The following is a 20,977-nucleotide window of genomic DNA, read 5'->3' as shown; positions in this document are numbered from 1 at the left end:
CGGCGGGGTTGCCTCCCGTACCCATCCCGAACACGGAAGATAAGCCCGCCAGCGTTCCGGGGAGTACTGGAGTGCGCGAGCCTCTGGGAAATCCGGTTCGCCGCCACCATTCATACCTTTCACAGCCCACTCGGGAGAGACATCTCTCCCGAGTGGGCGTTCTGTATTTGTACAAACCGAGAGCTGTCAGCTCACCAAGCCAGTCGTTCGTCGTTTACAAGATACGAGCTAGCGGCAGCGCTATCCGGAGTGTTTCCAGCCTGTGCGGGCAGATATGAACTATTAATACTCCAACGGCATCGAGTTAATACATGGGCGTTGTTAGTATCTCGATGCCGGACGAACTGGAGGAGCGAATCGATACGTTCGCGGACGAACACGGATATACGGGTCGCAGCGAAGTCGTACGGGAGGCAGTCCGGAACCTGATGGGCGAGTTCGAGGACAAGCGACTGGAGGACCGCGAACTAATGGCAGTCGTCACAGTCCTGTTTGACTACGAGACGACGACTGTCGAGGAGAAGATGATGCATCTGCGCCACGATCACGAATCTATCGTCGCGTCGAACTTCCACAGCCACGTCGGGGACCGGTACTGTATGGAGTTGTTCGTGCTGGAAGGCCAACTGGAGGACATCTCCGCGTTCGTCGGCAAAGTCCGGGCGACGAAGGATACGCTGTCTGTCGATTACTCGGTCCTGCCGGTCGACGACATCAACATGATCTCGTGAGCTGTCGTTGACGTCGGAAAGTCCTGCCGCGGGTCGTGAGTCCACGAACAGTTTGGCACCTTCAGTAGGCGTTTAAGTCGGGGCCGCGTAGCCGGCGGCGATGAAAGACTCTATTCTCGATACAATCGGGTCCCCGCTGGTCTCGGTACGCGCGCCGGAGGGGGCAACCGTTGCAGCGAAGATCGAGTCGTTCAATCCCGGCGGCTCCGCCAAGGACCGGCCGGCGAAGTACATGATCGATGACGCCGAGCGAAACGGCTCGCTCGAACCGGGTGATACACTGGTCGAACCGACGAGTGGCAACACCGGCATCGGCATGGCGATGGTCGGATCGACGAAGGGGTACGACGTTGTGCTGGTGATGCCGTCCTCGAAGTCTCCCGAGCGTCGCCAGATAATGAAGGCCTACGGTGCGGAGATAGAGCTCGTCGAGGGCGACATCTCCGACGCGAAAGAGCGCGCGGACGAGCTGAGTGAGCGCGACGACTACGTCCAGTTGCGGCAGTTCGACAACCCGGCGAACCCGAAGGCACATTACGAGACCACGGGTGAGGAGATTATCGAACAGATCGGCGACCGGACGGTAGACGCGCTGGTGGCCGGCGTCGGAACCGGCGGCACAATCACCGGGACGGGTCGTCGACTGCGCGAAGCGTTCCCAGAGATGGACATCGTCGCCGTCGAACCAGCGGACAACGCCGTCCTCTCGGGGATGGAACCGGGAACTGGCAAGGATAGCTTCCAGGGAATGGGGCCGGGCTTCGTCAGCGACAACTTAGACACCGATCTGCTGGACGACGTGCTGACGGTCGAGCTCCCGGACGCGGAAGACGAGTGCCGGCGACTCGCCCACGAGGAGGGTATCCTCGTCGGCCAGTCCTCGGGTGCGTCGAACCTCGCCGCGCGAGAGGTAGCCGAACAACTCGTCGCGGACGGCGTCGACGACCCGCTCGTGGTCACAGTCTACTGGGACAGTGGGGAGCGGTATATGTCGACCGGGATGTTCGACTGAGCCCGGTCTGTTCTGCGCGCGCGGTGTGGCCCGAATCAGGCCCCGAACTCCGATTCGGTCACCCTGACGATGAGCGTGTCGTCCACGTCTCGAAGGTCGTACTCGGGAATCGTGTCTCCGGTCCGCGTCAGAAGCATCGGCTCGACAAGCTCGGGTGGACGCTCGGTCTCCATGGCCTGTGTGTCGGGCGTTGGCTCCGACTCTCCTTCCGACGAGCCTTCGGCATTAGATTCGCTGGTCACGTCCGGTTCGACAATACCGTACACCTTGAGAAAGCGACCGGTATCTTCGGGCGCAACGTCGTCGTCCCGGATTGACGCGGCGAGGTCCCGGGAGAGCCATTCCGTCTCACTAATTGACGGATCACGAACGAACGCGGCGTCGGCGAAGCGGACGAGATACCAGTTCAAATCGTTGAGCAGCGCTACTGCTGCCCCGAGGCTTACGGTGTCGACGGCGACGGTATTCGCGAACGGTTCCTGCAGGTCGTAGGTGGCGAGTGCGTTCCGCGCGGTCTCGCGCGAGAGGAGTTCGTACCGGAGATTCACGCCCTCGCTCCCGACGAGACAGACCTGCGTCATGGCTCAACCCTGGCCCGCCCCGGAAATTTAGCTTTCGATGGGGACGACGGCGCGGTCCCGGGCACAGGCTTCGGCGCGCTCGAACAGGTCGTCGGGTTCGGCTACCCGAACGGCTTCCAGCGAGGCGTTGGTTTCCGGATGTGATGGCGCGACGCGATTACAGCCCGTGTCGATCGTCGAGTCCTGAAAGGTCCCGATGGCCCGTGCGTGGTTGGTTATCTCGGACTTGTCGACGGTGAGGTTCGGTCGGTGTACCGGGAGCGTAGTCGCGGCGTCCGTGACGGCGATGTTCGCGCTCGTCTGGCTGGACTTCTGCCCGATTGCTTCGCCGGTGACGATGCCGACGGCGTCACATTCGTTCGCGATAGCGTCGGCGACTGCGAGCATGAACCGGCGGAGAACGAGCATTCGGAGCGACCCGAGGTCCCGAGAAAGCTCGGTGACGACGTCACCGGCGTCGATTACGGACAGCGACAGGTCGTGTCCGGGCGCGTACGAGGCGAGCGTTTCGACAGTCGAGACGGCTCGAGCCCGGTGGTCGGGGCCGCCGTAGTCTCCCAGGTCGACGTAGACGGGGAGCACGGGTGCGCCGCGTTTCATCAGCTTCCAGGCGGCGACGGGCGAGTCGATGCCGCCGCTGACGAGGGCGACCACGGGGCGCTGGGTCCCGAGCGGGAGGCCACCGGGTCCCGCACGTTTCTCACAGAAGACGTAGGCCTCGTCGGCGCGACACTCGACGAACAGCTCGAAATCGGGGTTGTCGAGGTCGACAGCGGGATCGCCGCCCAGTCCCTCGATTGCCTCCCAGACGGCGGTGCCACCGTCGGACTCGATGTCCGTGCTCGAAAAGGGGTGTGCCTCTGCTGGCCCCGCTCGACGGGCGTTGACAGCGAAAGCGCCGCCGTCGTACTGCTCCCGCGCGGTCGCGGCCAGTGCATCTTCGATTGCGGACAGCGTCGGGTCGACAGTCGTGACCGCCGAGGCGGAGGTGACGCCGAACGTGTCGGCCGCGGCTGCGGTCACGCCCTCCGGGTGGTCAGTGTGGACGAACAGCCGGTTCCGGCGCTGTTCGATGTCTCCTGACAAGCCGCGCGCGTCGAGCATCGCTCGGAGGTTGTCCGCCAGTTGCCCCTCCATCTTCCGGCGGACCTGATCGCTCTTGACGCCGAGTTCGCCGTGGCGGAGGAGCACGCTATCGGCGTCCGGTGGATGCATGCCCGCGAGTTGACTACCGGCGAGTAAAGGGGTGTCGCCTCGCCGCCTCAGAACGTCGAGAGGTTGCCGTCGATGACCTGCCGCGTGATGTCGGTCACGTCAGCGAGTTCGTCGTCGATTGTGGCCTGGATATCTGCTTCGACGTCGCCGACCGCGACACCGTCCTCGGTGATGACCGTCGCGTCGGCGACGTGGGGCTCGTCGATCGGTGAGCCGATCTGTGAGAGCAGGCGCATCTGGACCTGTCGGATGCCGTCGACCTCGCTTGCGACGGACTGTGCGATCTCCGTCGAGAGGAGGTTGTATATCTTTCCGATGTGGTTGACGGGGTTCTTGCCGGACGTCGCTTCCATGCTCATCGGGCGGTTCGGCGTGATGAGGCCGTTCGCGCGGTTCCCGCGGCCAACGGAGCCGTCGTCGCCCTGCTCGGCGCTGGTCCCGGTGGTCGTGAGATAGATGGACTCGGCGTCGTAATCGTCGGCCGTGTTGACGTGGACCGTGACGTCCCGGTCAGTGTACTCCTCGGCGAGGTCGGTGACGAACGCTTGAACGTCTGAAACGGCGGTTTTGTACGCGTCGAGGTCCGGAACGTGTTCGTCGACCATCGCAACGGCCACGGTCACGTCGATGTGATCGCCCTCGCGCTTGCCCATTACCTTCACGTCCTGGCCGACGACCGGGTTGGACTCGGCGTACTCGCCGGTCAATGTCTCCTCGGTGTTGAGAACGATCTTTTCAGTTTCTGTCAGCGGAGCGTGGCCGACGCCGTAGCTGGTATCGTTCGCCATCGGAATTGCTGCTTCCTCGCCGAACACGGTCTGGAGGTCGCCCGACCCTTCGCCGAACTGGACGTCGACGATGACATCGGAGCCGAGGTCGAGGTGGGGGAACTGCTCGTCGAGGTAGTCGCGTGCGGCCTGGAGGGCAATACTCTCGGCCGGGATGCGCTCGCCGTCGAACTTCTTCGTCGCTCGGCCGACGACCAGAATGTAGATCGGCTCAAGCACTTCGCCGCCGCCGTACGCGGGGGCGGCAGTGCCGGCGACGAGTTGTGTCTCGTCGGTGTTGTAGTGCAAGACTGTGCCGAACCGGTCGATGTACGTCTGTGCCAGCGCACGCGACACTGTCTCCGCGATGCCGTCACAGATGGAGTCCGGATGGCCGATACCCTTGCGCTCTACGACTTCGATGTCCTGATCTTCGACGGCGAGCCCGCTCGCAGGTTGGACGTGGATGTTCCGCTCGGTCATTGCCTCGACTTCGTCTGGCCGGGTTCTATAACTTACGGGAACAGATAATAGCGGAATGATTACTCGTTCGCATCGCTAAGTAGCATACCGAGATAGGAGGTCCGCTGCTGGTCGCTGGGGTCCAGACTGAGGTCCTGAAGCACCTCGTAGGCCCCCTCTCGAACGGGTTCGATGTCGCCGTCGGTCTCCCGTTCGACTTCGACGAACTCGCCGACGTCGTCGACAGCGTCGAGCGTGACGTCGTATTCTCGGACCTCGTACACCCGGCGGTTCTTCCGGACGGTCGCCGCGGGCTCGAAGCCGAGGTGCTGGACGATAGCGTCGATGTCGTCGCCGTCTTCGACGCCTGTTTCGAACTCCTCTCGGCTCTTCGACTCCGCTTCGAGGAGCGGCCCCTTGTAGGTAACTTTCGCGTTCGTCTCCCCCTTTCTGGTCTCGCGACGGACCCGGAACGCCTCGTCCGTCTCGGCGAAATCCCGATGGGGGGCGTCGTAGTACGTGTCCGTCTGTATCACCGTATCGACCTGCTCGGCCCCGAGTTCGTCGAGTCGCTCCGCGACAGCCTCGATGTCCGCTGGCACTTTCACCTCGACTTCGTACATACTGAGGGGCTGGGCCGGGTCGCTGAAAAACGCTCCCGTCGACCGCGCCATTTACTGTGTCTGCTCTCCCGGGTAGTAGTATGGCCGGTCGCTACGAACCGATCGACTCCCCGGACGAGACGACCCTCTTTCCGTACCACGACCTGACGCCGCCGACAGTTGCTACGGTCGCGCACGCGCGACAACGCATCCGGCAGCACCTCCCAGAGACGCCCTTAGTCCGCAGCGAAGCCCTCTCAGATGCCCTCAACGCGGATGTCCTGCTCAAGCGGGAAGACACGCTCCCGACCGGGGCGTTCAAAGTCCGCGGCGGTGTGAACCTCGTCGCGTCCCTCGACGAGGAGTTCAGGGACGCCGGACTGCTCGCCGCGAGCACGGGGAACCACGGCCAGTCTATCGCCTGGGCCGGACGCGAGTTCGACGTGCCAGTCACCATCGGTGTCCCGAGGGAAGCCAACGCCGGAAAGGTCGATGCGCTGGAGCAACTGGGCGCGGAGGTCGTTCAACACGGCGAGGACTACGACGAGGCCCGCGAACACATCGAGGACTTGGCGACCCAGCGCGAGGCGCGCTACGTCCACTCCGGCAACGAACCGAAGTTGCTCGCCGGCGTCGGCACGGCGGGCCTCGAAATCCTCGACGAACGGCCCGATGTCGACCGCGTGTTCTGCCCCGTCGGCGGCGGCACCGCCGCGGCCGGGTACTGCATCACGCTCGGGGCGATGACCGACGCCGCTGTCGTCGGTGTGCAGGCCGCGGGCGCACCCGCGGTGTACCGCGCTTGGCAGGAGGAGACGTTGGAGGCCCTCGACAGCGTCGACACCATCGCTGAGGGCGTCGCGACCCGGGTGCCGTTCGCACTCCCGACCGGCATACTCCAGAAGGGGCTCTCGGATTTCCGTCTCGTATCTGAGGACGCCATCGCGGACGCCGTGGCACGCCTGTTCGAGACGGACCGCATCGTCATGGAGGGGGCCTGCGCGACGGCTGTCGCCGCAGCGATAGAGGCTGGCGACGAACTCCGGGGTGAGACGGTTGTCCTTCCCGTTTCAGGCCGGAACATCGACCGCGAGAAGTTCGACCGACTGTTGGCTGAAAGCGAGTACTAGTCGGCCACTTCCGAAGTTGCTCGACTGCTACTGACCGGGAAACGTTGTCCTTAAGAGTGCCACGACTGACGAACAGGGTATGAGCAACGAGTCTGAGACTGAAGTCGATGCGGAAACCGCAGACGAAGAAGAGCAAGCGGAGGGACTCCAGAAGGGCGATGTCGTCAAGCTCGCCTACACCGCCCGCACCGTCGATGGCGGCCAGCTTGTCGACACGACTGACGAGGAAGTCGCCGAGGACGACGGTATCGACACCGAACAGCAGGAGTTCGGCCCACGTACCATCGTGCTGGGTGAGAACCACATCTTCCCGGACGTCGAGCAGGACATCTACGGGAAGGAGGTCGGCGACGAGGGCGACGTGACTGTCGCCGCCGCCGACGCCTTCGGGGAATACGACGAGGAAGAGGTCCGGACGGTCTCGAAGGACAAGATTCCGGAGGACGACCGCTACCCCGGCGCGCACGTCGACATCGAGGGCGAGCACGGCCATATCGAGACCATCATCGGCGGCCGCGCACGAGTGGACTTCAACCACCCGCTGGCCGGCGAGGACGTCGAGTACGACTACGAAATCCTCGAAGAGGTCACGGACCGCGAGGAGAAGGCCCAGGGCATCATCCAGATGATGCTCGACATGGAGCTCGACGTGTGGTTCGAGACCGACACCGTCGAGGAAGAACAGCTCGTCGAAAGCGAAGACGACGAAGACGAGGACGAGGAGTCCGAGCCCGAGTACGAAACCGTCGAAGTCGAGAAGGAGACGCTCTACATCGAGGCGACGCCGCAGCTGACGATGAACCAGCAGTGGATGATGGGCAAACAGCAGATCGCACAGCAGCTCACCCAGCTGCTCGACATCGACCGCATCATCGTGCAGGAAGAGATCGGTGGCGGCGGCATGGGCATGCCCGGCATGATGGGCGGCATGGGCGGTGCCGGCGGCGCTGACATCGAAGACGCGCTGGAAGACGCTGACGTGGACGCCGAAGAGATCGTCGAAGAGATCGAAGGCGCCGAAGAGTAACTGCGCCGCGAGCACGCCGAGCGATTCTTGAGTGATAAGCGCCAGCGAGCGCTTTTGCGGTTCCGAGCGGTAGCGACTGCCACTTTCTGACGGCACAGACGGGAGAACGGTTATATCCACGACACGTCATCACTACCCATGCGAGTATCGCTGATGTACCCGCTACTGCTCGCGCTCCCGCCCGGAATCGCCTTCGGTGTCGGCACGGTTGTGCTGACTGGCAGCGCCGGGCTTGGACTGGCAGCCGGCGTCGGCGTCGGTCTCGGACTGTTCCTGTTGATACTCGTGGGTACGGAGTTCGGCTCGACGGACAGAGAACTACAGCCCGGCCGCGAATAGAATCCGTCTCAGGCGATGTCGCGGCTGGTGTCGATGCTGACCTCTTCGACGAGATTGAGTTTGATGATGTCGGTGGGAGCTCGCCCGCCGCGGAACTTCGGAATCGCGAGGCGGTTTTCCACCTCGTCACCGGTCGTCGTGGTGTTGAGCTGGAACACCACGTCAGCGAAGTGCTCGGTCGTATCCCGAAGCGGTGGCACGTCTCGGCCATCGAGACAGTGGACGATAGCGAGGCTCCCGGTGTTGACGATGTGGTTCTGCAGGTCGTTCATGAACGCGCGAAAGCGCGAGTGTGGCTCCTGTGCTTCCAGCACGTCCAGCGGGTCGACGATGAGGTTCGAGGTTTCCGGGAGCGCCGAGACGAGCTTACCGGCGTTGTCAAGGGGCGCTTCGCCGGAGATGTGCCGCACCGTCGGGTCCCCGGTGTTGGCCGGCGTCTGCTCGATGCTCGCGATGACCGACTCGGCGGTCCGGTCGAGCGACAGCCACAGCGTCCCGCGCGTGGCGGTGAGTTCGTAGAGGAACAGCTCCGCCTGGCTGGCCGGCTGGGCAGAGAGCACGACGATACTCCCGGCAGGGATGCCTCCGTCGAGCTTTCTGTCGAGGACATCGATGCCCGTTCGCAACCGGTTGGCCATACCACTGAGAAATTATTTAGCCACGAGATTAAGTATTCCGCTTGGCGAGAACGTTCGCTATCTCGACGTATTTTGCCGCTGCCCGGTCCGATTCCAGCGGCTTCGACACCGACGGAACGTGAACCGTCTCTGGGCAGGACAGCAGTCGGGATGGGTCTACGGACCCGTCGCTGCCGACGAGGACCGTGAGCACGGGCGGTGCATCGAGCGCACGGGCCATCGCCGCCGTCTTGGCTGCGTCGGTGAGGCTCTGGCGGGTTGGTGCACTCACGAGCACCGTCCTGTCAGCCGCTCGCAGCGGCCGGGCGGCGTCCGGGCCAGCGCCGGCCGGACAGTCGAGTACCACCGGGCGATCACGTTGGGGCAGTGTGCCGATGGCATTGTCGACAGCGGCTTCGGTTGCGTCCTGACAGGGGAGTACGTCGACGTTCTCGACGGCCGTGGCGCGCTTGGCAACCGTGGTCGGCTCAGCCGAGACCGTGATATCAGCGATTCCGGGCGTCGGATCGACGCCAGCGCGGCGGTGGAGGTTCGGCATGTCGCGGTCGGTGTCCACGACCAGCGACCGTCTGGTTGGCGTCCCCAGTGCCTGACCGACACCGAGGGCGATGGTCGTTTTGCCACAGCCACCCTTGCCGCCAGCGATTGCGAGCATACTGTGGATGGACCGTCTATCGGTTTTGAATCCTTGTACTGGAGTCGAGGACATTGACAGCCGAACTGGGCTGGAAGGACTGACTTACGTCGGTTGGCCGTTGCCTACTTTTATACGGTCGTTATATGCTGGACTTCCCTGGCCGTAGCAGGTCTCTGCTTTCGGTGGCGATGGTCCCGACAATTGCCCCGTTCGAACTCGTTTCCATGTGTCTTAATAACGAGTGTGTAACAATACCTGAGACACCACTACGGGGTGTATGGATAGTAGACCGAACACGGCCCTTCAGCTATACAGCATCCGTACCCTACCCGAGCCACTCCCTACAATCGTCCGGCGTGTCAGCGCCGCCGGCTACGACGGGGTCGAATTCGCCGACCGGTTCCACGAGGAACCGCCCGAAGACGTCGCAGCGGCACTCGATGACGCCGACCTCGAACCAGTCGCCGTCCACACAGACCTCCCTGAAATCGAGGCTGCGCTGGACGGCGAATCAGACCTGCTGGTTCGGTGTCGAACAGTGGGATGTGACACACTCGTTGTCCCACATCTCCCGGCGTCCGCGCTTCGAACCCGGAGCGATGTCCGTTCGCTCTCCCACCGATTCCGCGACGCAGCGGCCCGCCTCGAAGAGCGTGACATGTGCCTCGGGTATCATACCGGTCGGCGGGCGTTCCACCCCTTCCTTCCGGACGCGGCGGGCAAAATCGTCGAGGAAACGCCAATACCCGAAGCCGTCGGGCGGTATACACACCAGTTGCTGAATAGACTTCGGGCACCCGAATCGGCGACGATACCGAACGAGACTCCCATGTGGAATCTCGTCGCTCGGACCGCTCCGGCGGAAGTCACGTTTGAACCGGAGGTCGCAGAAATCCGCGAAGCCGGCTACGACCCGACCGTGCTCTTCTCACTCTGTGGCGACCGTATCGATATGGTACACCTCCGGGACGTAGCCTCGGCTGGACCGTTGCAGGGCTACGAGGATGTCCCACACGGAGATGGGCTCGTGGATATGGACGCGGTTCTGGACGCCGCGACTGACGCCGGCGTCGACTGGGTGATATACGAGAACGAACTCGACAGCGACCCGGAAGCGAAGATCGATCACGGGGCGGCCACGCTGGAGCGCCTCCTCGACGGAAGTGGCTCTTCGCGGAGTCCCACACGGATTCCTGCTACGAGTTCTTGATCGCCGTTGGTCGGTGTTAGCCCGGCCATAACAATAGCGATACACCCGAACGGCTGGGACATGAACCTCCATCACGAGCGCATCGAAGCCTCGCCGCCGGCGAGCACGATGAGCTTCTGTCTCACGACCGACCTCACGGGAAACGGTCGACCGGACGTCATCGTCGGGGCGCTCGGCGACGAGCACGAGGTCCAGTTCCCGCTGGTCGATACGTCAGTCGACTTGTTGTCCGTGTTCGGCATGGGGCCGCTGGCCCGCTGGCTCCAGACGAACGTGTTCTGGTACGAAAACCCCGGCTGGGAGCGCCACGACGTCGCCAGCGCACCCGAACTCTCCGTCGGTGGCTCGCTTGGCGATATAACGGGGAACGGCCGCCCGGACATGGTCGCCGGCCAGAACATTCACCAGCACAAGCTGTGGTGGTTCGAAATACCGGACGACCCGCGAAAGCAGTGGACGCGCCGGCTCATCACCGACGACTTCGAGAAGTATCACGACACCGCGGTGGCGGACGTGGACGGCGACGGACAGAACGAGGTCGTCGGGCTGTCTCAGGAGTCCGAAACGGTGTTCTACTACGATATCCCTGAGGACCCAACGCGTGAACCGTGGCCGGTGGCGAACCGACACGTTGTCGCCGAGGATATCGACGTCGAGGGCGTCGCCGTCGAGGATGTCGACGGGGACGGCGAGGTCGAAATCATCGCCGGCCCCAACGTCTTCCATCGGACGACCGACGGCTGGGACCGGGAGTCTATCGCCGAGGACTGGCAGTGTACCCGCGTCGCTATCGAGGACGTCGACGGCGATGGGGACCTGGAAATAATTCTCGTCGAGGGCGACGAACCGTATCTCGACGACCGCCCGGCCAGGCTGGGCGTGTTTGACCCGCCAGAGTGGGACCTGACGCTGCTGCACGACGACCTCTCGAACCCGCACAGCCTCGACGTAGCGGACTTCGACGGCGACGGCAATCCCGACATCTTCGTCGCGGAAATGGGGCTAGAGGACGGACACGAACCGCGACAGTTCGTGTTCCACAACGACGGGGCGGGGAACTTCGAGCAGAAAGAACTGGGAACCGGCATCCCCACCCACGAAGCGAAGGTCGTCGACCTCGATGGCGACGGTCTCCCCGACATCGTCGGCAAGGCATACACCGAGCCCCGCGTCGACGTCTGGCAGAGCAATCCCTGACGAGGCGCCTCGTCGTGTTATTTTGGCCGCTACGCTCCCTCTGGCCTTGCTTTCGAACCCAGCGACGATGTTCCCGAAGCCGAACCTGACGATGTAAGTGACCGTTCAATTCCCGTGTCGGGGGATTCAAGACCGTCCGGAGCGCGGTATCGAGTGAAATGCGGCACGACCACATCATCAGCGCGAAACAACTCTCGCGGGGCGACATCGAGACGGTGCTCGACCACGCGGCCGACATCGCGGCTGACCCGGGAGCGTTCGCGGACCGGCACAGCGACACGCTGCTTGGCCTCCTCTTTTTCGAGCCGAGCACCCGGACGAAGATGAGCTTCACTACGGCGATGAAACGCCTCGGCGGCGACATCGTCGACATGGGCTCTGTCGAGTCCTCCAGCGTGAAGAAAGGCGAGTCACTGGCCGACACTGTCCGCGTCGTCGAGGGGTACACCGACGCGCTCGTGCTCCGGCACCCCATGGAGGGCTCCGCGAAGATGGCGAGCGAGTTCGTCGACGTGCCGCTCGTCAACGCCGGCGACGGGGCCGGTCAGCACCCGACACAGACGCTGCTCGACCTCTACACGATCCGTGAGAACGCGGGCTTTGAGGACCTGACTATCGGCATCATGGGCGACCTGAAGTACGGTCGGACGGTCCACTCGCTGGCCCACGCGCTCACGACCGTCGACGCCAGGCAGCACTTCATCAGCCCCGAGTCACTCCAGCTTCCGCGGTCGGTCCGGTACGACCTCCACGAGGCCGGCGCGGGCATCCGCGAGCACACCGACCTCGACGAGATTCTCCCCGACCTGGACGTGCTCTACGTGACACGTATCCAGGCCGAGCGGTTCCCCGACGAGAGCGAGTACCGCGAAGTCGCCGGCCAGTACCAGATCGACGCCGACACGCTGGACGCGGCCAAGGACGACCTGACCGTGATGCACCCGCTCCCGCGCGTCGACGAGATCGCCCACGACGTCGACGAGACCACCCACGCACAGTACTTCCAGCAGGCCCACAACGGCGTCCCCGTACGGATGGCGCTGCTCGACCTGATGCTCGGAGGCGACCAATGAGCGACAACGACCAGCAACTCCGCGTCTCGAAGATCCAGAACGGCACCGTCATCGACCACATCGCGGGCGGGCAGGCGCTGAACGTCCTCGCAATCTTGGGTATCGACGGGACCAGCGGTGACTCCGTCTCCGTCGCGATGAACATGCCTTCCGACCGTCTGGGGCACAAAGATGTCGTCAAAGTCGAGGGCCGCGAACTCTCCCAGGACGAGGTCGACGTGCTCTCGCTCATCGCCCCCGCGGCGACGATCAACATCATCCGTGACTACGATGTCGTCGAGAAGCGCCGCGTCGAGCGGCCCTCGGTCGTCGAGGGCGTCCTCGAGTGTCCGAACCACAACTGCATCACGACCGAAGCCGAACCCGTCGACTCGCGCTTCGCCGTCGGCGACGACGGCGTCCGCTGTGAGTACTGCGATACAATCATCCGCGACGACCTGCCGGCACACATCCTCGCGGAGTAAGCCGACCCTGCCGCCGTCTGGCTACTGTAACCAGATGCTCGCAAACGAGTCGAAGTAGTCTTCGCCGGTATCGACCAGTACGTGGTCCGCGCCGAGTGCAGTGACGCGATTCGATACCGAATCGATGTGTGCGTCGAGCCGCGACTGGTACGTTTCGGCCAGCGAGCCGCTGAAATACGACCGGCGCGTCTCGTCGCTTTCGGGGTCGGCGAACAGCACGTCGCCGACGACGCCGGGGTCCCGTTCTGCTGGGGCGACCACGCGGACCAGCAGCACGTCGGCGTCGTTGCGTGCGAGCGCGGCGATGCCCGATTCGAGTTGCTCCGGCTCGGCCAAGCAGTCGCTGAACACGACGACGAGCGAGCGCGAGCGGATGCGTTCGGCGTAGGCCTCCAGCGCGGATTCGAAATCGGCCGTCCCGTCGGGCGTTACCTCGTTCAACTGGTCGATGAGCGAGAGGAGTTCTCCCCGGTTCGATTGTCCAGTGTCGATCCGGTTCACCCGGTCGCGGAACGTACAGAACTGGAAGTCGTTGTTCTCCTCGGCAGTGAGGTAGGCGAAGCCGAGCCCGAGCTTGGCGGCGTACTCGAACTTGTGACTCGCCGCGTCGCCGTAGTCCATCGACGCGCTCGTGTCGACGAGCAGGTGGACGGTCAGGCTCCGCTCTTCCTCGTACTGCTTGATGAAGTACTCCTCCGTCCGGGCGAACAGTTTCCAGTCGATGCGGCGCGTGTCGTCCCCGGGCGAGTAGCGACGGTAGTCGCTGAACGTGAGCCCCTCGCCGACTCGCGGGGACTGCTGATCGCCCTGTCGAATCGAGGTCGTCTGGCGGTTCAGCGCGGCGGTAAACCGGCCGAGTTCGTCCAGAAAATCCGGTTCGATAGTCACGGCTGTCCCTCCCACGGGTCCGCCCGCCAGATTGCGTGCGTCGGGTGACTCATTCCAGCAGGTCCGCGATGAGGTCGTCCGCCGTCCGGCCCGCCCGCTCGGCCCGGAAGTCCACGATAATCCGGTGCCGGAGGACGGGCGCGGCCAGCGCCTCGATATCCTCGCCCGTGACGTGCGAGCGGCCGTGGAGGAACGCCCGTGCCTTCGCCGTCTGGACGAGCGCCATGCTCGCCCGCGGACTGGCCCCGAACTCGATGTCGTCGGCCTCGCGCGTCCGGCGCACGAGCTGGACCGCCCGGTCGCGCAGGTCGTCGGCGATGGGCATTTCGCGGACCAGTTGCTGGATTTTCTGTATCTCTGGGCGGGTGAGCGAGCGCTTGACGGGGACCTGCTCCGCGCCGGCGGTGTACATGTCGACGATGGTCCGCTCTTCCTCGTAGTCGGGGTAGTCGACCAGCAGTTTCAGCATGAAGCGGTCGGTCTGGGCCTCCGGGAGCGCGTAGGTCCCCGACTGGTCGATGGGGTTCTGTGTCGCCAGGATAAAGAACGGCCGCGGCAGTTCGTAGGTCTCGCCCGCGGCGGTCACCTGTTTCTCCTGCATCGCTTCCAGCAGCGCGGCCTGTGTCTTCGGCGTCGCGCGGTTGATCTCGTCGGCCAGCACGACGTTGGCGAACACCGGCCCTTTCTCGAAGACGAACTCGCGGCCGCTGTCGGTTTCGCGGATGATCTCGGTCCCCGTGATGTCGGAGGGCATCAGGTCGGGCGTGTTCTGAATGCGGGAGAACTGGAGGTCGGTCACCTCCGCGACGGTCCGGACCATCGTCGTCTTCCCCAGTCCCGGGTTCGATTCGAGCAGGGCGTTGCCGTCGGCCAGGATACAGATGAGCAGTTGCTCCAGTACCTCCTCCTGACCGACGATCCGCGTGCCGATCTGTTCGCGTGCGTTCGCGATCTTCTGCTGTAGTTCGTCGATGTCGTGCTCTGAGCTCATGGGTCGGTGTCCTCGTCGTCCGTGTCTTGCTCTCGGATCCTGAGATTGTACTCGCGGATGAGGTCCGCGTCCTCGACGTCTTCCTGGCCGGCGAACCCGGCCTGCTGGCTGTCGACTGTGCCACTTCCACTTCCCGGCCCCCCGGTGTCCGACGACGACGGGAACGACTGGCTCCGGTCGATTTCCTCGTCGCCGCCCGTCGAATCAATCTCGGCGGTGAGGTTCTCGTCGCCCGCCTGCACGTCCTCGCTGTCGCCGAGTATCGCGTCGCCGTCTTCGAGCCCCTCGTACTCGCTGGGCCGGTCGTTCGGCGACTCCGTCTCGACCGGGTCGCGGTCGAGTAGGCCGATGTCGACGACAGCCACTTGGACCGTCGCCAGGCTCAGCAGGACGATGACGATGAGCGTCCCGATAAGCCGCCGGCTGTCGACGAGGGCGACGCTCGAACTCCGTTTCAGGCCCGCAAGCACGTCCTCGTAGAGCCGGGTCGCCATCCGCGTTTCAGCCCCGTCCTCGACCGCGTCCCGCGCCGTTCGGAGCGCGTCGGTGACGTTCGCGTTCGCCGCCTCGAACTGCTCGACGAGTGGCTGTCGGACCCGGTACAGATACTCGCCGACGAACCAGAGCGCGCCGACGACAATGCCGACGACTGCGCCCGTCGGGAACGATAGCGCAGGTATCGAGCGGCCGACAGCCGCCCCGACCGGGTCCGTCACCGCCGTCGGAACTGACAGCTGTGTCGGGAGTTCAGTCGGCGAGAGGACAGTCAGGAAGATGTTCACCAGGAGAAAGACCAACACCGCGTCGACGATGGCGTAGATGAACGCCGCCTTCTTGCCCTCGCGTCTGACCTCGGCGATGGCGTCGGCCATGCGTTCGCGTGCCTGTGCCCGTCCGTTTTCAGGCGGCTCTTCGTCGCCGTTTTCTCCGGTATCTGTGTCGGGGTCGTCCATCAGTAGTCCTCGCAGGTCGGGTCCGGTGTCTCCATCCTGTTACAGATGGTCTCGATATCGTCTCTCAGCGCTTCGTTCTGATTTTCGAGTTCATTGATCTCGCTTTCGAGGGTGTCGATCCGCGATTCCAGGCTGTCGATATCGTCCTGCAGGTCGGATACCTGCTCCTCCAGTTCGTTGCGTTCGTCCTCTAACTCCTCATTATCCGCCTCCAGATCGCCGATTGTCGTTTCGAGGTCATCGACTTCGTCCTCGAGAGTGTCGCGCTCGTCCCGAAGGTCGTCGACTGTCCCCTCCAGTTCATCGACGCGGCCCTCGCTCTGGCGGAGCGACTGCCGGGTCTCTGCCAACTGGCTTTCCGTGGCGTTCAACTGCGACTCCGTCTGATTCAGATTGGTTGCGACTTGATCGACGTCTTCCGACCGCGTCTCCAACTGCTCCTGGAGTTCGTCGACACGGGTTTGTGTGGATTCCAGTTCGCTCCTGGTGTCGTCTAGGTTCCCCCGAAGCTCGGCGTTTTCCTGTCTGAGCTCCTGATTCTGCGAGCGAAGCTCGCTCGCGGAGTCCTGGTACAGCACCGTCGTTCCGCCGGTACCGACCATCGAGAGGACGACGAACACCACAAGCCCGAGGTTAATCCGGCGGCCGATCGCGCTCACGGGAGACCACTCTCCAGAGAGGTGCGACCGCGGTACACTTGAACACGCCGGGCGACCACCTCGCCGGTGAACAGCAGGAGCGCGCCGAGCAAGGCGAGCCAGTCCCAGGTGTCCCGAACGGTCCGGACCCGGGTGGACTTCTGGCGCGCCTCTCTGGCTATCTGTTCGCCCTGGGCCGGGCTGAAGGTCTGCCCGCCCGTCGTTTCGACGAGCGCATCGAGGCTGTCACTCGGGCCGAAGGACGCGTACTCGACGGGGTAGTTCGCCGCGTACTCGGTGTCGAGTGCGGTCTGATACCCTGCTTCCCGAGGTGTAAACTCGCCGCGATACCGGCCGTCGCCGACCTGGCGGAAGGACATGTTCGCCGCGTCCGGGCGGCTATCACCCTGGTAGGTCAGCGTCGTCGGACTCCCCACGCGGGCATCGTCGACCGCTGTGACACCGGTTTGCGTGCGCATTGGATCGCCCACGGCGTAGTTGACGGACTTCGTGACGACCAGCGAGTCCGGCCGGTCGAGCAGGCCGCCCATCGTGTTGTCCGAATCGTAGGCGGTGATCGAGACCACGCGGCCCAGCCCGAACCGCCAGGAGGCGATGGCCGGCTTCCCGTCTGCGGTGGCGACCTGGTAGTCGGCCCCGGGCTTGATGCGGACATTGTTGGCCTGCCCGGGGTTGGCTGTCAATTCGACGCCGGAGGTGATGAACGTGTCCTCCGTGACGATGGTGAGGTTCTCCCCCTGGTAGCGCCGCGAGGAGCCGCCAAAGAGGAGCCGCAGCCGCTCGGTCTCGTCGGCGGCGAAGTACGAGCCGCCGGACTCGCTTGCGATCTGGCGCATCGTCGCGACGCCCACGCGCTTGCCGACGCCGACCGAGACGACGCGCGTCCCCTCACGGCCCAGTTGATTGGCGACGGCCGCCGGCGGGCCGAGCCGGTCCTGGCCGTCACTCAGCAGGATGATCGTCCCTTCGCGGTCACCCAAGAGTTCGTCGGCCCCCTGAAGCCCGACGGCGATGTCCGTCGCGCCGCCGCTTTCCAGCCGTCGGATCTTGTCTTCGGTTTCCGCCCGGTTCTGCCCGAGCGCCTGCATCTCCGAGACGCGGTACGCGTTGTGGTTGAACGCGACGACGCCGACCTGGTTCTCGTCGCCGAGCTGGTCGAGCACGTCCAGCGCGACGGCTTTCTGTATCGCGAGGCCGCTCTCGGCGCTGCCGGAGACGTCGACGAGGATGACGATGTTCGACTCGCCGCCGGTGGCGTTCCCGACGCGGACCGGGAGCATCGAGGCCACCGACGACGTTTCGTAGCCGCCGTTCTCGTAGGCGTTGTCGCCGCCCGCGACGACCAGTCCGCCGCCGTTGATGACGAAGTCCTGCAGTGCGGTGGCGTTCCCGATATTGCCCGATGGCGTGTCCTGCATGACGACAGCCGAGTAGTCGTCGAGGTCCGCCGGGACCGACGAGGCCGTCGAGACGTTGTACAGCGAGTCGAGGTAGTTCCGCAGGGGATACTCGCCCTGTGAGACGTACAGCACGTCGGGCTGTTCGACGACGCGGACGCTCTTGTAGAACACGTCGTTTCGCGCGTACTCGTCGTTGCCGGACAGCGTCGCCGTCACGCGGTGTGACCCGGTTTCCTCGAACGTGTGGTCGACGGTGAGCGTGCCGTCCGGCCGGAGCTCTCCTTCAGTCGCGGTCTCACCGTCGATAGTTACCTCCACGGGGACGGGTTCGAGGACGTTCACACCCTGCATCGAGACGGTGTACTGTGACTGGACGCCGCGGCTCACCGTCGACGGCCCCGCTATCGCCACGGCTCGCTCTGTTCGTGGCGACTGCGGGGTGACGCTGTGGACAGTCGCGTTGAGCCCGGCGGCGTCCTCGCCGGCCGTCGCCAGGCTCCGGCCCTCCGTGACGCGGCCGTCGGAGACGACGACGACTGTCCCGTTTGCTTGGAGATTTGCCGCCACGCCGTCGCCGATCCGCGAGTTCGACCCGCTACCGATTGTCGCTCGCGTCACCGGAATCCCCTCGCCCTCGATGTCCTGTACCAGCTCGTCGGTCGTGTTCGGGTAGATACCCATGCTCGCGGATTCGTCTGTCAGCAGTGTCACGCCCGGCTCGCCCGGCGTCTCGCGGGTCTGGACGGTGTACGGTTCCATCGCGCCCAGCACGAGCAGGCAGACGATGAGCACACGGCTGGCGAGCAGGAGCCGGCGGCTCCGGTTCGAGGCCGACCGCGGCCCGCCATCGCCACGCCGGACGAGATACGCGAGGAGGCCGACGGCGACCGGCAAGACGAGTAGCGGCCACAGGTGCTCGACGCCGACGGTGAGTCCCTCCGCGAGGGTGTAGGAAACCGCCATCAGAGATCACCCCGTCGGCGCAGATAGCCGACCTCGGCCAGCGCAAGTATCAGCCCGCCCAGCGCGAAGTACTCGGTCAGCGGCTGTGGCACCGACCGCTGTTCGGTCCGGGTGAGGTTCCCGGCCGTCCCGGAGCGCCGGTCGAGCGCTTCGACGTTGGTGTTTGACTCGCCCTCGTCAAGCAGCGACGCGCTCACCTGTCGACTCTCGCTCCGGTAGAGGCCGGCCCGCTGGAGCGGGACCGAGTTCCCGGAGACAGGGCCGGCCGGCCCCTCGACGGTGGTGTTACCGAACCGGACGGTCTCACCGGTCTCGTGGTTCAGCGCCGGGAGCTGTTCCCTGTCCGCGAGGTAATACACCGCCCGCTTCCAGAACACGGGGTACTGGTAGTTGAACTTGAAACTGGACCGGTCCTCGATGTAGCCGTAGTACATGACGCGGCCGCCGTTCCGGTCCTCGGTCGCGATGAGCGGCGTCCCGTCGCCCAGTTGCACCTGGGCCGACCCGGAGCGCAGCGAGCCGGAGATGTACTCGTCCGGGGGCTGGAAGTCGATGCCACGGGTGAGCTGTGTCTGTGCCGTCTGGCCCACTGTCGCGCCCGCCCGGGTCTCGCCGGGCTCGATGAGGAGAAGGTCCCGGTACCGCTGTGGGAGGTCGTCCTGTGCCAGTACCGCCACGCCGCCACCGTCTTCGACCAGTTCGCGCCCGCTTTCGACGTTGCCGGGCAACAGTGAACTCTGGTCGACGTTGCTGTACAGGATGACGTCGTAGTTATTCTGAATGGTCGTCGGCGGCTGCCTGACCGTCACGTTCACCCGGTCGACGACCGACAGCGCGGTGGTCAGGTACCGGTTCCGGTCGTTTGTCAGCACCAGTACGTCGACAGCCGCGTCCGCCGGTGCAGCGACGTAGACGCTGTCGTCAGTCGCGAAACTGTCGCCCGGGCTGAGCCGGGCCTCGCTCCCGCCGGCCGGGACCGGCATCGTCACCGAGCCAACGTCGTCGGGTCCGAGCTGCAGTTCTCGCTGGGTGTTGCCGAGCCGGACGGTCCGGGTGACGGTCGAGTCGCCGTAGTTTTTCACCGACAGCGTCACCGCCGAGCCGGAGAACCGCCGGTCGATGAACCCGACGTTCGCGTCGCCCCCACCGTCGAACTGCTGGAGGTCGACGGAGAGGCCGCGCCCCCGCGCCGTGGTGACCGCAGTGGTCCACTCCTCGCCCGCGAAGTCGCTCAGGACGACGATTCTGGCGTTCTCGCCGGCGAGCGACGCCGCCTGCGAGATAGCGCCGCTGAGCGCTCCCGGCGCGTCCGTCGGGCTGAGCCCGTCCAGCGTCCCCTGCGCCGCCGTCGGCGTCCCACGCTGGAGCACCACCTCGCCACCGTTGGTCGTGGTGACGATGGAGGTCGTCCCTGTCACCTCCTCACGGGCGGTTGCGACGGCCCGCTGGAAGCGCGTCTGGCCGTCGGCGTCGGTCCCCATGGACGCGCTGGTGTCGACGACGATGACCGTCTCCTCGACCGTCGCTCGCTCGGAAACGGTGACGTACGGCGTCGCCAGCCCGACCGCCAGCACCAGCACGACAAGCACCTGCAACAGCAGGAGGAGGCTCCGCGAGATCCGTTCGAGAAACGGCGTCGCTGACTGCTGGCGTTCTCCGGCGACGAGAAACTGGTACGTCGGCAGCGTGAGTTCCTGCGGGTCCGGTCGGATGAGATACAGCACCACTATCGGCACCGCCAGGAGGAGAGCCGCCAGTCCCAGGGGGGCAAGCAAAACGTCCGAGAGGACCATTGTCTGTGTATCAGGTGGAGGCGGCATTTATCTTGTGACTCTAGTGACACCACTGTACGTGCACCTGACGGCGGTGTCTCTCGGCCGACTCATCGACGACTATGGCCCAGCACAGCAGTACAGGCGGTTATTTTCGATCCTCCGATAACAGACGAACGCTGTCACCGACGCAATGAGTGACGCCGCCGCGGCTTCGGGAGGCTCCATTCTCCACATAGAAGAACAGGTAGAATACGCCCGCAGTC

21 protein-coding genes and 1 rRNA gene are annotated in these 20,977 nt (G+C 64.6%); 10 read left to right on the top strand and 12 right to left on the bottom strand.

What is annotated here, in order from left to right; genetic code table 11:
• The 3 genes from rrf to VI340_RS08270 all read left to right on the top strand — a co-directional run.
• Nucleotides 1-109: ribosomal RNA gene (gene rrf, locus VI340_RS08280) — 5S ribosomal RNA — on the top strand; the annotation flags it as partial.
• Nucleotides 110-311: 202 nt separating this feature from the next.
• A complete protein-coding gene (locus VI340_RS08275) occupies nucleotides 312-731 on the top strand; it encodes a CopG family ribbon-helix-helix protein (protein ID WP_008308722.1) in 420 nt (139 codons plus the stop codon).
• Between the two features lie 100 nt (nucleotides 732-831).
• Nucleotides 832-1,743 carry a PLP-dependent cysteine synthase family protein gene (locus VI340_RS08270; protein ID WP_336330505.1) on the top strand — a complete coding sequence of 304 codons (912 nt, stop codon included), beginning with the start codon at nucleotides 832-834 and terminating at the stop codon, nucleotides 1,741-1,743.
• A gap of 35 nt (nucleotides 1,744-1,778) precedes the next feature.
• Here VI340_RS08270 and VI340_RS08265 read toward each other — a convergent pair whose 3' ends face one another.
• From VI340_RS08265 to cyaB, 4 genes are read right to left on the bottom strand one after another with little or no spacing between them, the layout of a single operon-like run.
• Nucleotides 1,779-2,324 (bottom strand): DUF5804 family protein, encoded by a 546-nt coding sequence (locus VI340_RS08265; RefSeq protein WP_008308724.1) that lies wholly within the window; start codon nucleotides 2,322-2,324, stop codon nucleotides 1,779-1,781.
• 27 nt (nucleotides 2,325-2,351) lie between these two features.
• Nucleotides 2,352-3,539, bottom strand: coding sequence for a tRNA sulfurtransferase (locus VI340_RS08260; protein WP_008308727.1), 1,188 nt, complete (start codon nucleotides 3,537-3,539; stop codon nucleotides 2,352-2,354).
• A gap of 47 nt (nucleotides 3,540-3,586) precedes the next feature.
• Entirely contained in the window at nucleotides 3,587-4,789 is a 1,203-nt protein-coding gene (locus VI340_RS08255) for a methionine adenosyltransferase (RefSeq protein ID WP_008308729.1), read from the bottom strand.
• A 59-nt stretch (nucleotides 4,790-4,848) separates the two neighbouring features.
• Nucleotides 4,849-5,391: a class IV adenylate cyclase gene (gene cyaB, locus VI340_RS08250; RefSeq protein ID WP_008308731.1), complete on the bottom strand. Its 543-nt coding sequence runs from the start codon at nucleotides 5,389-5,391 to the stop codon at nucleotides 4,849-4,851.
• Between the two features lie 80 nt (nucleotides 5,392-5,471).
• Here cyaB and VI340_RS08245 point away from each other — a divergent pair, with 80 nt between their 5' ends.
• The 3 genes from VI340_RS08245 (at nucleotide 5,472) to VI340_RS08235 (ending at nucleotide 7,866) form a co-directional block, all read left to right on the top strand.
• Nucleotides 5,472-6,500, top strand: coding sequence for a threonine ammonia-lyase (locus VI340_RS08245; protein ID WP_008308733.1), 1,029 nt, complete (start codon nucleotides 5,472-5,474; stop codon nucleotides 6,498-6,500).
• Between the two features lie 79 nt (nucleotides 6,501-6,579).
• The gene (locus VI340_RS08240) at nucleotides 6,580-7,527 is read left to right on the top strand and encodes an FKBP-type peptidyl-prolyl cis-trans isomerase (RefSeq protein ID WP_336358180.1); all 948 of its coding nucleotides are present in this window, start codon (nucleotides 6,580-6,582) and stop codon (nucleotides 7,525-7,527) included.
• A gap of 138 nt (nucleotides 7,528-7,665) precedes the next feature.
• Nucleotides 7,666-7,866 carry a hypothetical protein gene (locus VI340_RS08235; protein WP_008308737.1) on the top strand — a complete coding sequence of 67 codons (201 nt, stop codon included), beginning with the start codon at nucleotides 7,666-7,668 and terminating at the stop codon, nucleotides 7,864-7,866.
• Between the two features lie 8 nt (nucleotides 7,867-7,874).
• Here the strand turns inward: VI340_RS08235 and VI340_RS08230 are convergent, their stop codons facing one another.
• Complete coding sequence (locus VI340_RS08230; protein WP_004515458.1) at nucleotides 7,875-8,504, bottom strand: RAD55 family ATPase; 630 nt, start codon at nucleotides 8,502-8,504, stop codon at nucleotides 7,875-7,877.
• A 28-nt stretch (nucleotides 8,505-8,532) separates the two neighbouring features.
• On the bottom strand, nucleotides 8,533-9,159 hold the full coding sequence (locus tag VI340_RS08225; RefSeq protein ID WP_008308741.1) for a MinD/ParA family ATP-binding protein: 627 nt from the start codon (nucleotides 9,157-9,159) through the stop codon (nucleotides 8,533-8,535).
• 259 nt (nucleotides 9,160-9,418) lie between these two features.
• Between VI340_RS08225 and VI340_RS08220 the strand changes: the two genes are divergently transcribed.
• From VI340_RS08220 to pyrI, 4 genes are all read left to right on the top strand, one after another.
• Nucleotides 9,419-10,351, top strand: a complete 933-nt coding sequence (locus VI340_RS08220) for a sugar phosphate isomerase/epimerase family protein (RefSeq protein WP_336358179.1) — start codon at nucleotides 9,419-9,421, stop codon at nucleotides 10,349-10,351.
• Between the two features lie 60 nt (nucleotides 10,352-10,411).
• Nucleotides 10,412-11,548, top strand: a complete 1,137-nt coding sequence (locus VI340_RS08215) for an FG-GAP repeat domain-containing protein (RefSeq protein ID WP_008308744.1) — start codon at nucleotides 10,412-10,414, stop codon at nucleotides 11,546-11,548.
• A 158-nt stretch (nucleotides 11,549-11,706) separates the two neighbouring features.
• On the top strand, nucleotides 11,707-12,621 hold the full coding sequence (pyrB, locus tag VI340_RS08210) for an aspartate carbamoyltransferase (protein WP_008308746.1): 915 nt from the start codon (nucleotides 11,707-11,709) through the stop codon (nucleotides 12,619-12,621).
• Nucleotides 12,618-13,085, top strand: coding sequence for an aspartate carbamoyltransferase regulatory subunit (pyrI, locus tag VI340_RS08205; RefSeq protein ID WP_008308747.1), 468 nt, complete (start codon nucleotides 12,618-12,620; stop codon nucleotides 13,083-13,085). Before pyrB ends, pyrI begins: the two co-directional genes overlap by 4 nt.
• A 21-nt stretch (nucleotides 13,086-13,106) precedes the next feature.
• On the opposite strand, the gene VI340_RS08200 is transcribed toward pyrI, so the two are convergent.
• From VI340_RS08200 to VI340_RS08175, 6 genes are read right to left on the bottom strand one after another with little or no spacing between them, the layout of a single operon-like run.
• The gene (locus VI340_RS08200) at nucleotides 13,107-13,973 is read right to left on the bottom strand and encodes a DUF58 domain-containing protein (protein WP_008308749.1); all 867 of its coding nucleotides are present in this window, start codon (nucleotides 13,971-13,973) and stop codon (nucleotides 13,107-13,109) included.
• Nucleotides 13,974-14,022: 49 nt separating this feature from the next.
• Nucleotides 14,023-14,964: an AAA family ATPase gene (locus VI340_RS08195; protein ID WP_336358178.1), complete on the bottom strand. Its 942-nt coding sequence runs from the start codon at nucleotides 14,962-14,964 to the stop codon at nucleotides 14,023-14,025.
• A complete protein-coding gene (locus VI340_RS08190) occupies nucleotides 14,961-15,917 on the bottom strand; it encodes a DUF7502 family protein (RefSeq protein ID WP_008308753.1) in 957 nt (318 codons plus the stop codon). The genes VI340_RS08195 and VI340_RS08190 overlap by 4 nt, the downstream gene beginning before the upstream one ends.
• A complete protein-coding gene (locus VI340_RS08185) occupies nucleotides 15,917-16,576 on the bottom strand; it encodes a coiled-coil domain-containing protein (protein ID WP_008308755.1) in 660 nt (219 codons plus the stop codon). The genes VI340_RS08190 and VI340_RS08185 overlap by 1 nt, the downstream gene beginning before the upstream one ends.
• Nucleotides 16,573-18,939: a VWA domain-containing protein gene (locus tag VI340_RS08180; RefSeq protein WP_008308756.1), complete on the bottom strand. Its 2,367-nt coding sequence runs from the start codon at nucleotides 18,937-18,939 to the stop codon at nucleotides 16,573-16,575. Before VI340_RS08180 ends, VI340_RS08185 begins: the two co-directional genes overlap by 4 nt.
• A complete protein-coding gene (locus VI340_RS08175) occupies nucleotides 18,939-20,732 on the bottom strand; it encodes a VWA domain-containing protein (protein ID WP_336358177.1) in 1,794 nt (597 codons plus the stop codon). The genes VI340_RS08180 and VI340_RS08175 overlap by 1 nt, the downstream gene beginning before the upstream one ends.
• Nucleotides 20,733-20,977 lie beyond the last annotated feature (245 nt).

This window comes from Haloarcula sp. CGMCC 1.6347, from assembly GCF_037078395.1.
In the GTDB taxonomy this organism is placed as follows: Archaea; Halobacteriota; Halobacteria; order Halobacteriales; family Haloarculaceae; genus Haloarcula; species Haloarcula amylolytica.
The sequence above is the reverse complement of the archived record's forward strand: the minus strand, read 5'-3'. Positions and strand labels throughout refer to the sequence as shown.

Excerpts from the sequence above, each read along its gene's own strand:
- VI340_RS08260 (WP_008308727.1), bottom strand. The coding sequence starts at position 3,539 with ATGCATCCACCGGACGCCGATAGCGTGCTCCTCCGCCACGGCGAACTC.
- pyrB (WP_008308746.1), top strand. The coding sequence starts at position 11,707 with ATGCGGCACGACCACATCATCAGCGCGAAACAACTCTCGCGGGGCGAC.
- VI340_RS08230 (WP_004515458.1), bottom strand. The coding sequence starts at position 8,504 with ATGGCCAACCGGTTGCGAACGGGCATCGATGTCCTCGACAGAAAGCTC.
- VI340_RS08245 (WP_008308733.1), top strand. The coding sequence starts at position 5,472 with ATGGCCGGTCGCTACGAACCGATCGACTCCCCGGACGAGACGACCCTC.
- cyaB (WP_008308731.1), bottom strand. The coding sequence starts at position 5,391 with ATGTACGAAGTCGAGGTGAAAGTGCCAGCGGACATCGAGGCTGTCGCG.
- VI340_RS08255 (WP_008308729.1), bottom strand. The coding sequence starts at position 4,789 with ATGACCGAGCGGAACATCCACGTCCAACCTGCGAGCGGGCTCGCCGTC.
- VI340_RS08265 (WP_008308724.1), bottom strand. The coding sequence starts at position 2,324 with ATGACGCAGGTCTGTCTCGTCGGGAGCGAGGGCGTGAATCTCCGGTAC.
- VI340_RS08175 (WP_336358177.1), bottom strand. The coding sequence starts at position 20,732 with ATGGTCCTCTCGGACGTTTTGCTTGCCCCCCTGGGACTGGCGGCTCTC.
- VI340_RS08225 (WP_008308741.1), bottom strand. The coding sequence starts at position 9,159 with ATGCTCGCAATCGCTGGCGGCAAGGGTGGCTGTGGCAAAACGACCATC.
- VI340_RS08190 (WP_008308753.1), bottom strand. The coding sequence starts at position 15,917 with ATGGACGACCCCGACACAGATACCGGAGAAAACGGCGACGAAGAGCCG.
- VI340_RS08180 (WP_008308756.1), bottom strand. The coding sequence starts at position 18,939 with ATGGCGGTTTCCTACACCCTCGCGGAGGGACTCACCGTCGGCGTCGAG.
- pyrI (WP_008308747.1), top strand. The coding sequence starts at position 12,618 with ATGAGCGACAACGACCAGCAACTCCGCGTCTCGAAGATCCAGAACGGC.
- VI340_RS08195 (WP_336358178.1), bottom strand. The coding sequence starts at position 14,964 with ATGAGCTCAGAGCACGACATCGACGAACTACAGCAGAAGATCGCGAAC.
- VI340_RS08215 (WP_008308744.1), top strand. The coding sequence starts at position 10,412 with ATGAACCTCCATCACGAGCGCATCGAAGCCTCGCCGCCGGCGAGCACG.
- VI340_RS08220 (WP_336358179.1), top strand. The coding sequence starts at position 9,419 with ATGGATAGTAGACCGAACACGGCCCTTCAGCTATACAGCATCCGTACC.
- VI340_RS08240 (WP_336358180.1), top strand. The coding sequence starts at position 6,580 with ATGAGCAACGAGTCTGAGACTGAAGTCGATGCGGAAACCGCAGACGAA.
- VI340_RS08235 (WP_008308737.1), top strand. The coding sequence starts at position 7,666 with ATGCGAGTATCGCTGATGTACCCGCTACTGCTCGCGCTCCCGCCCGGA.
- VI340_RS08270 (WP_336330505.1), top strand. The coding sequence starts at position 832 with ATGAAAGACTCTATTCTCGATACAATCGGGTCCCCGCTGGTCTCGGTA.
- VI340_RS08275 (WP_008308722.1), top strand. The coding sequence starts at position 312 with ATGGGCGTTGTTAGTATCTCGATGCCGGACGAACTGGAGGAGCGAATC.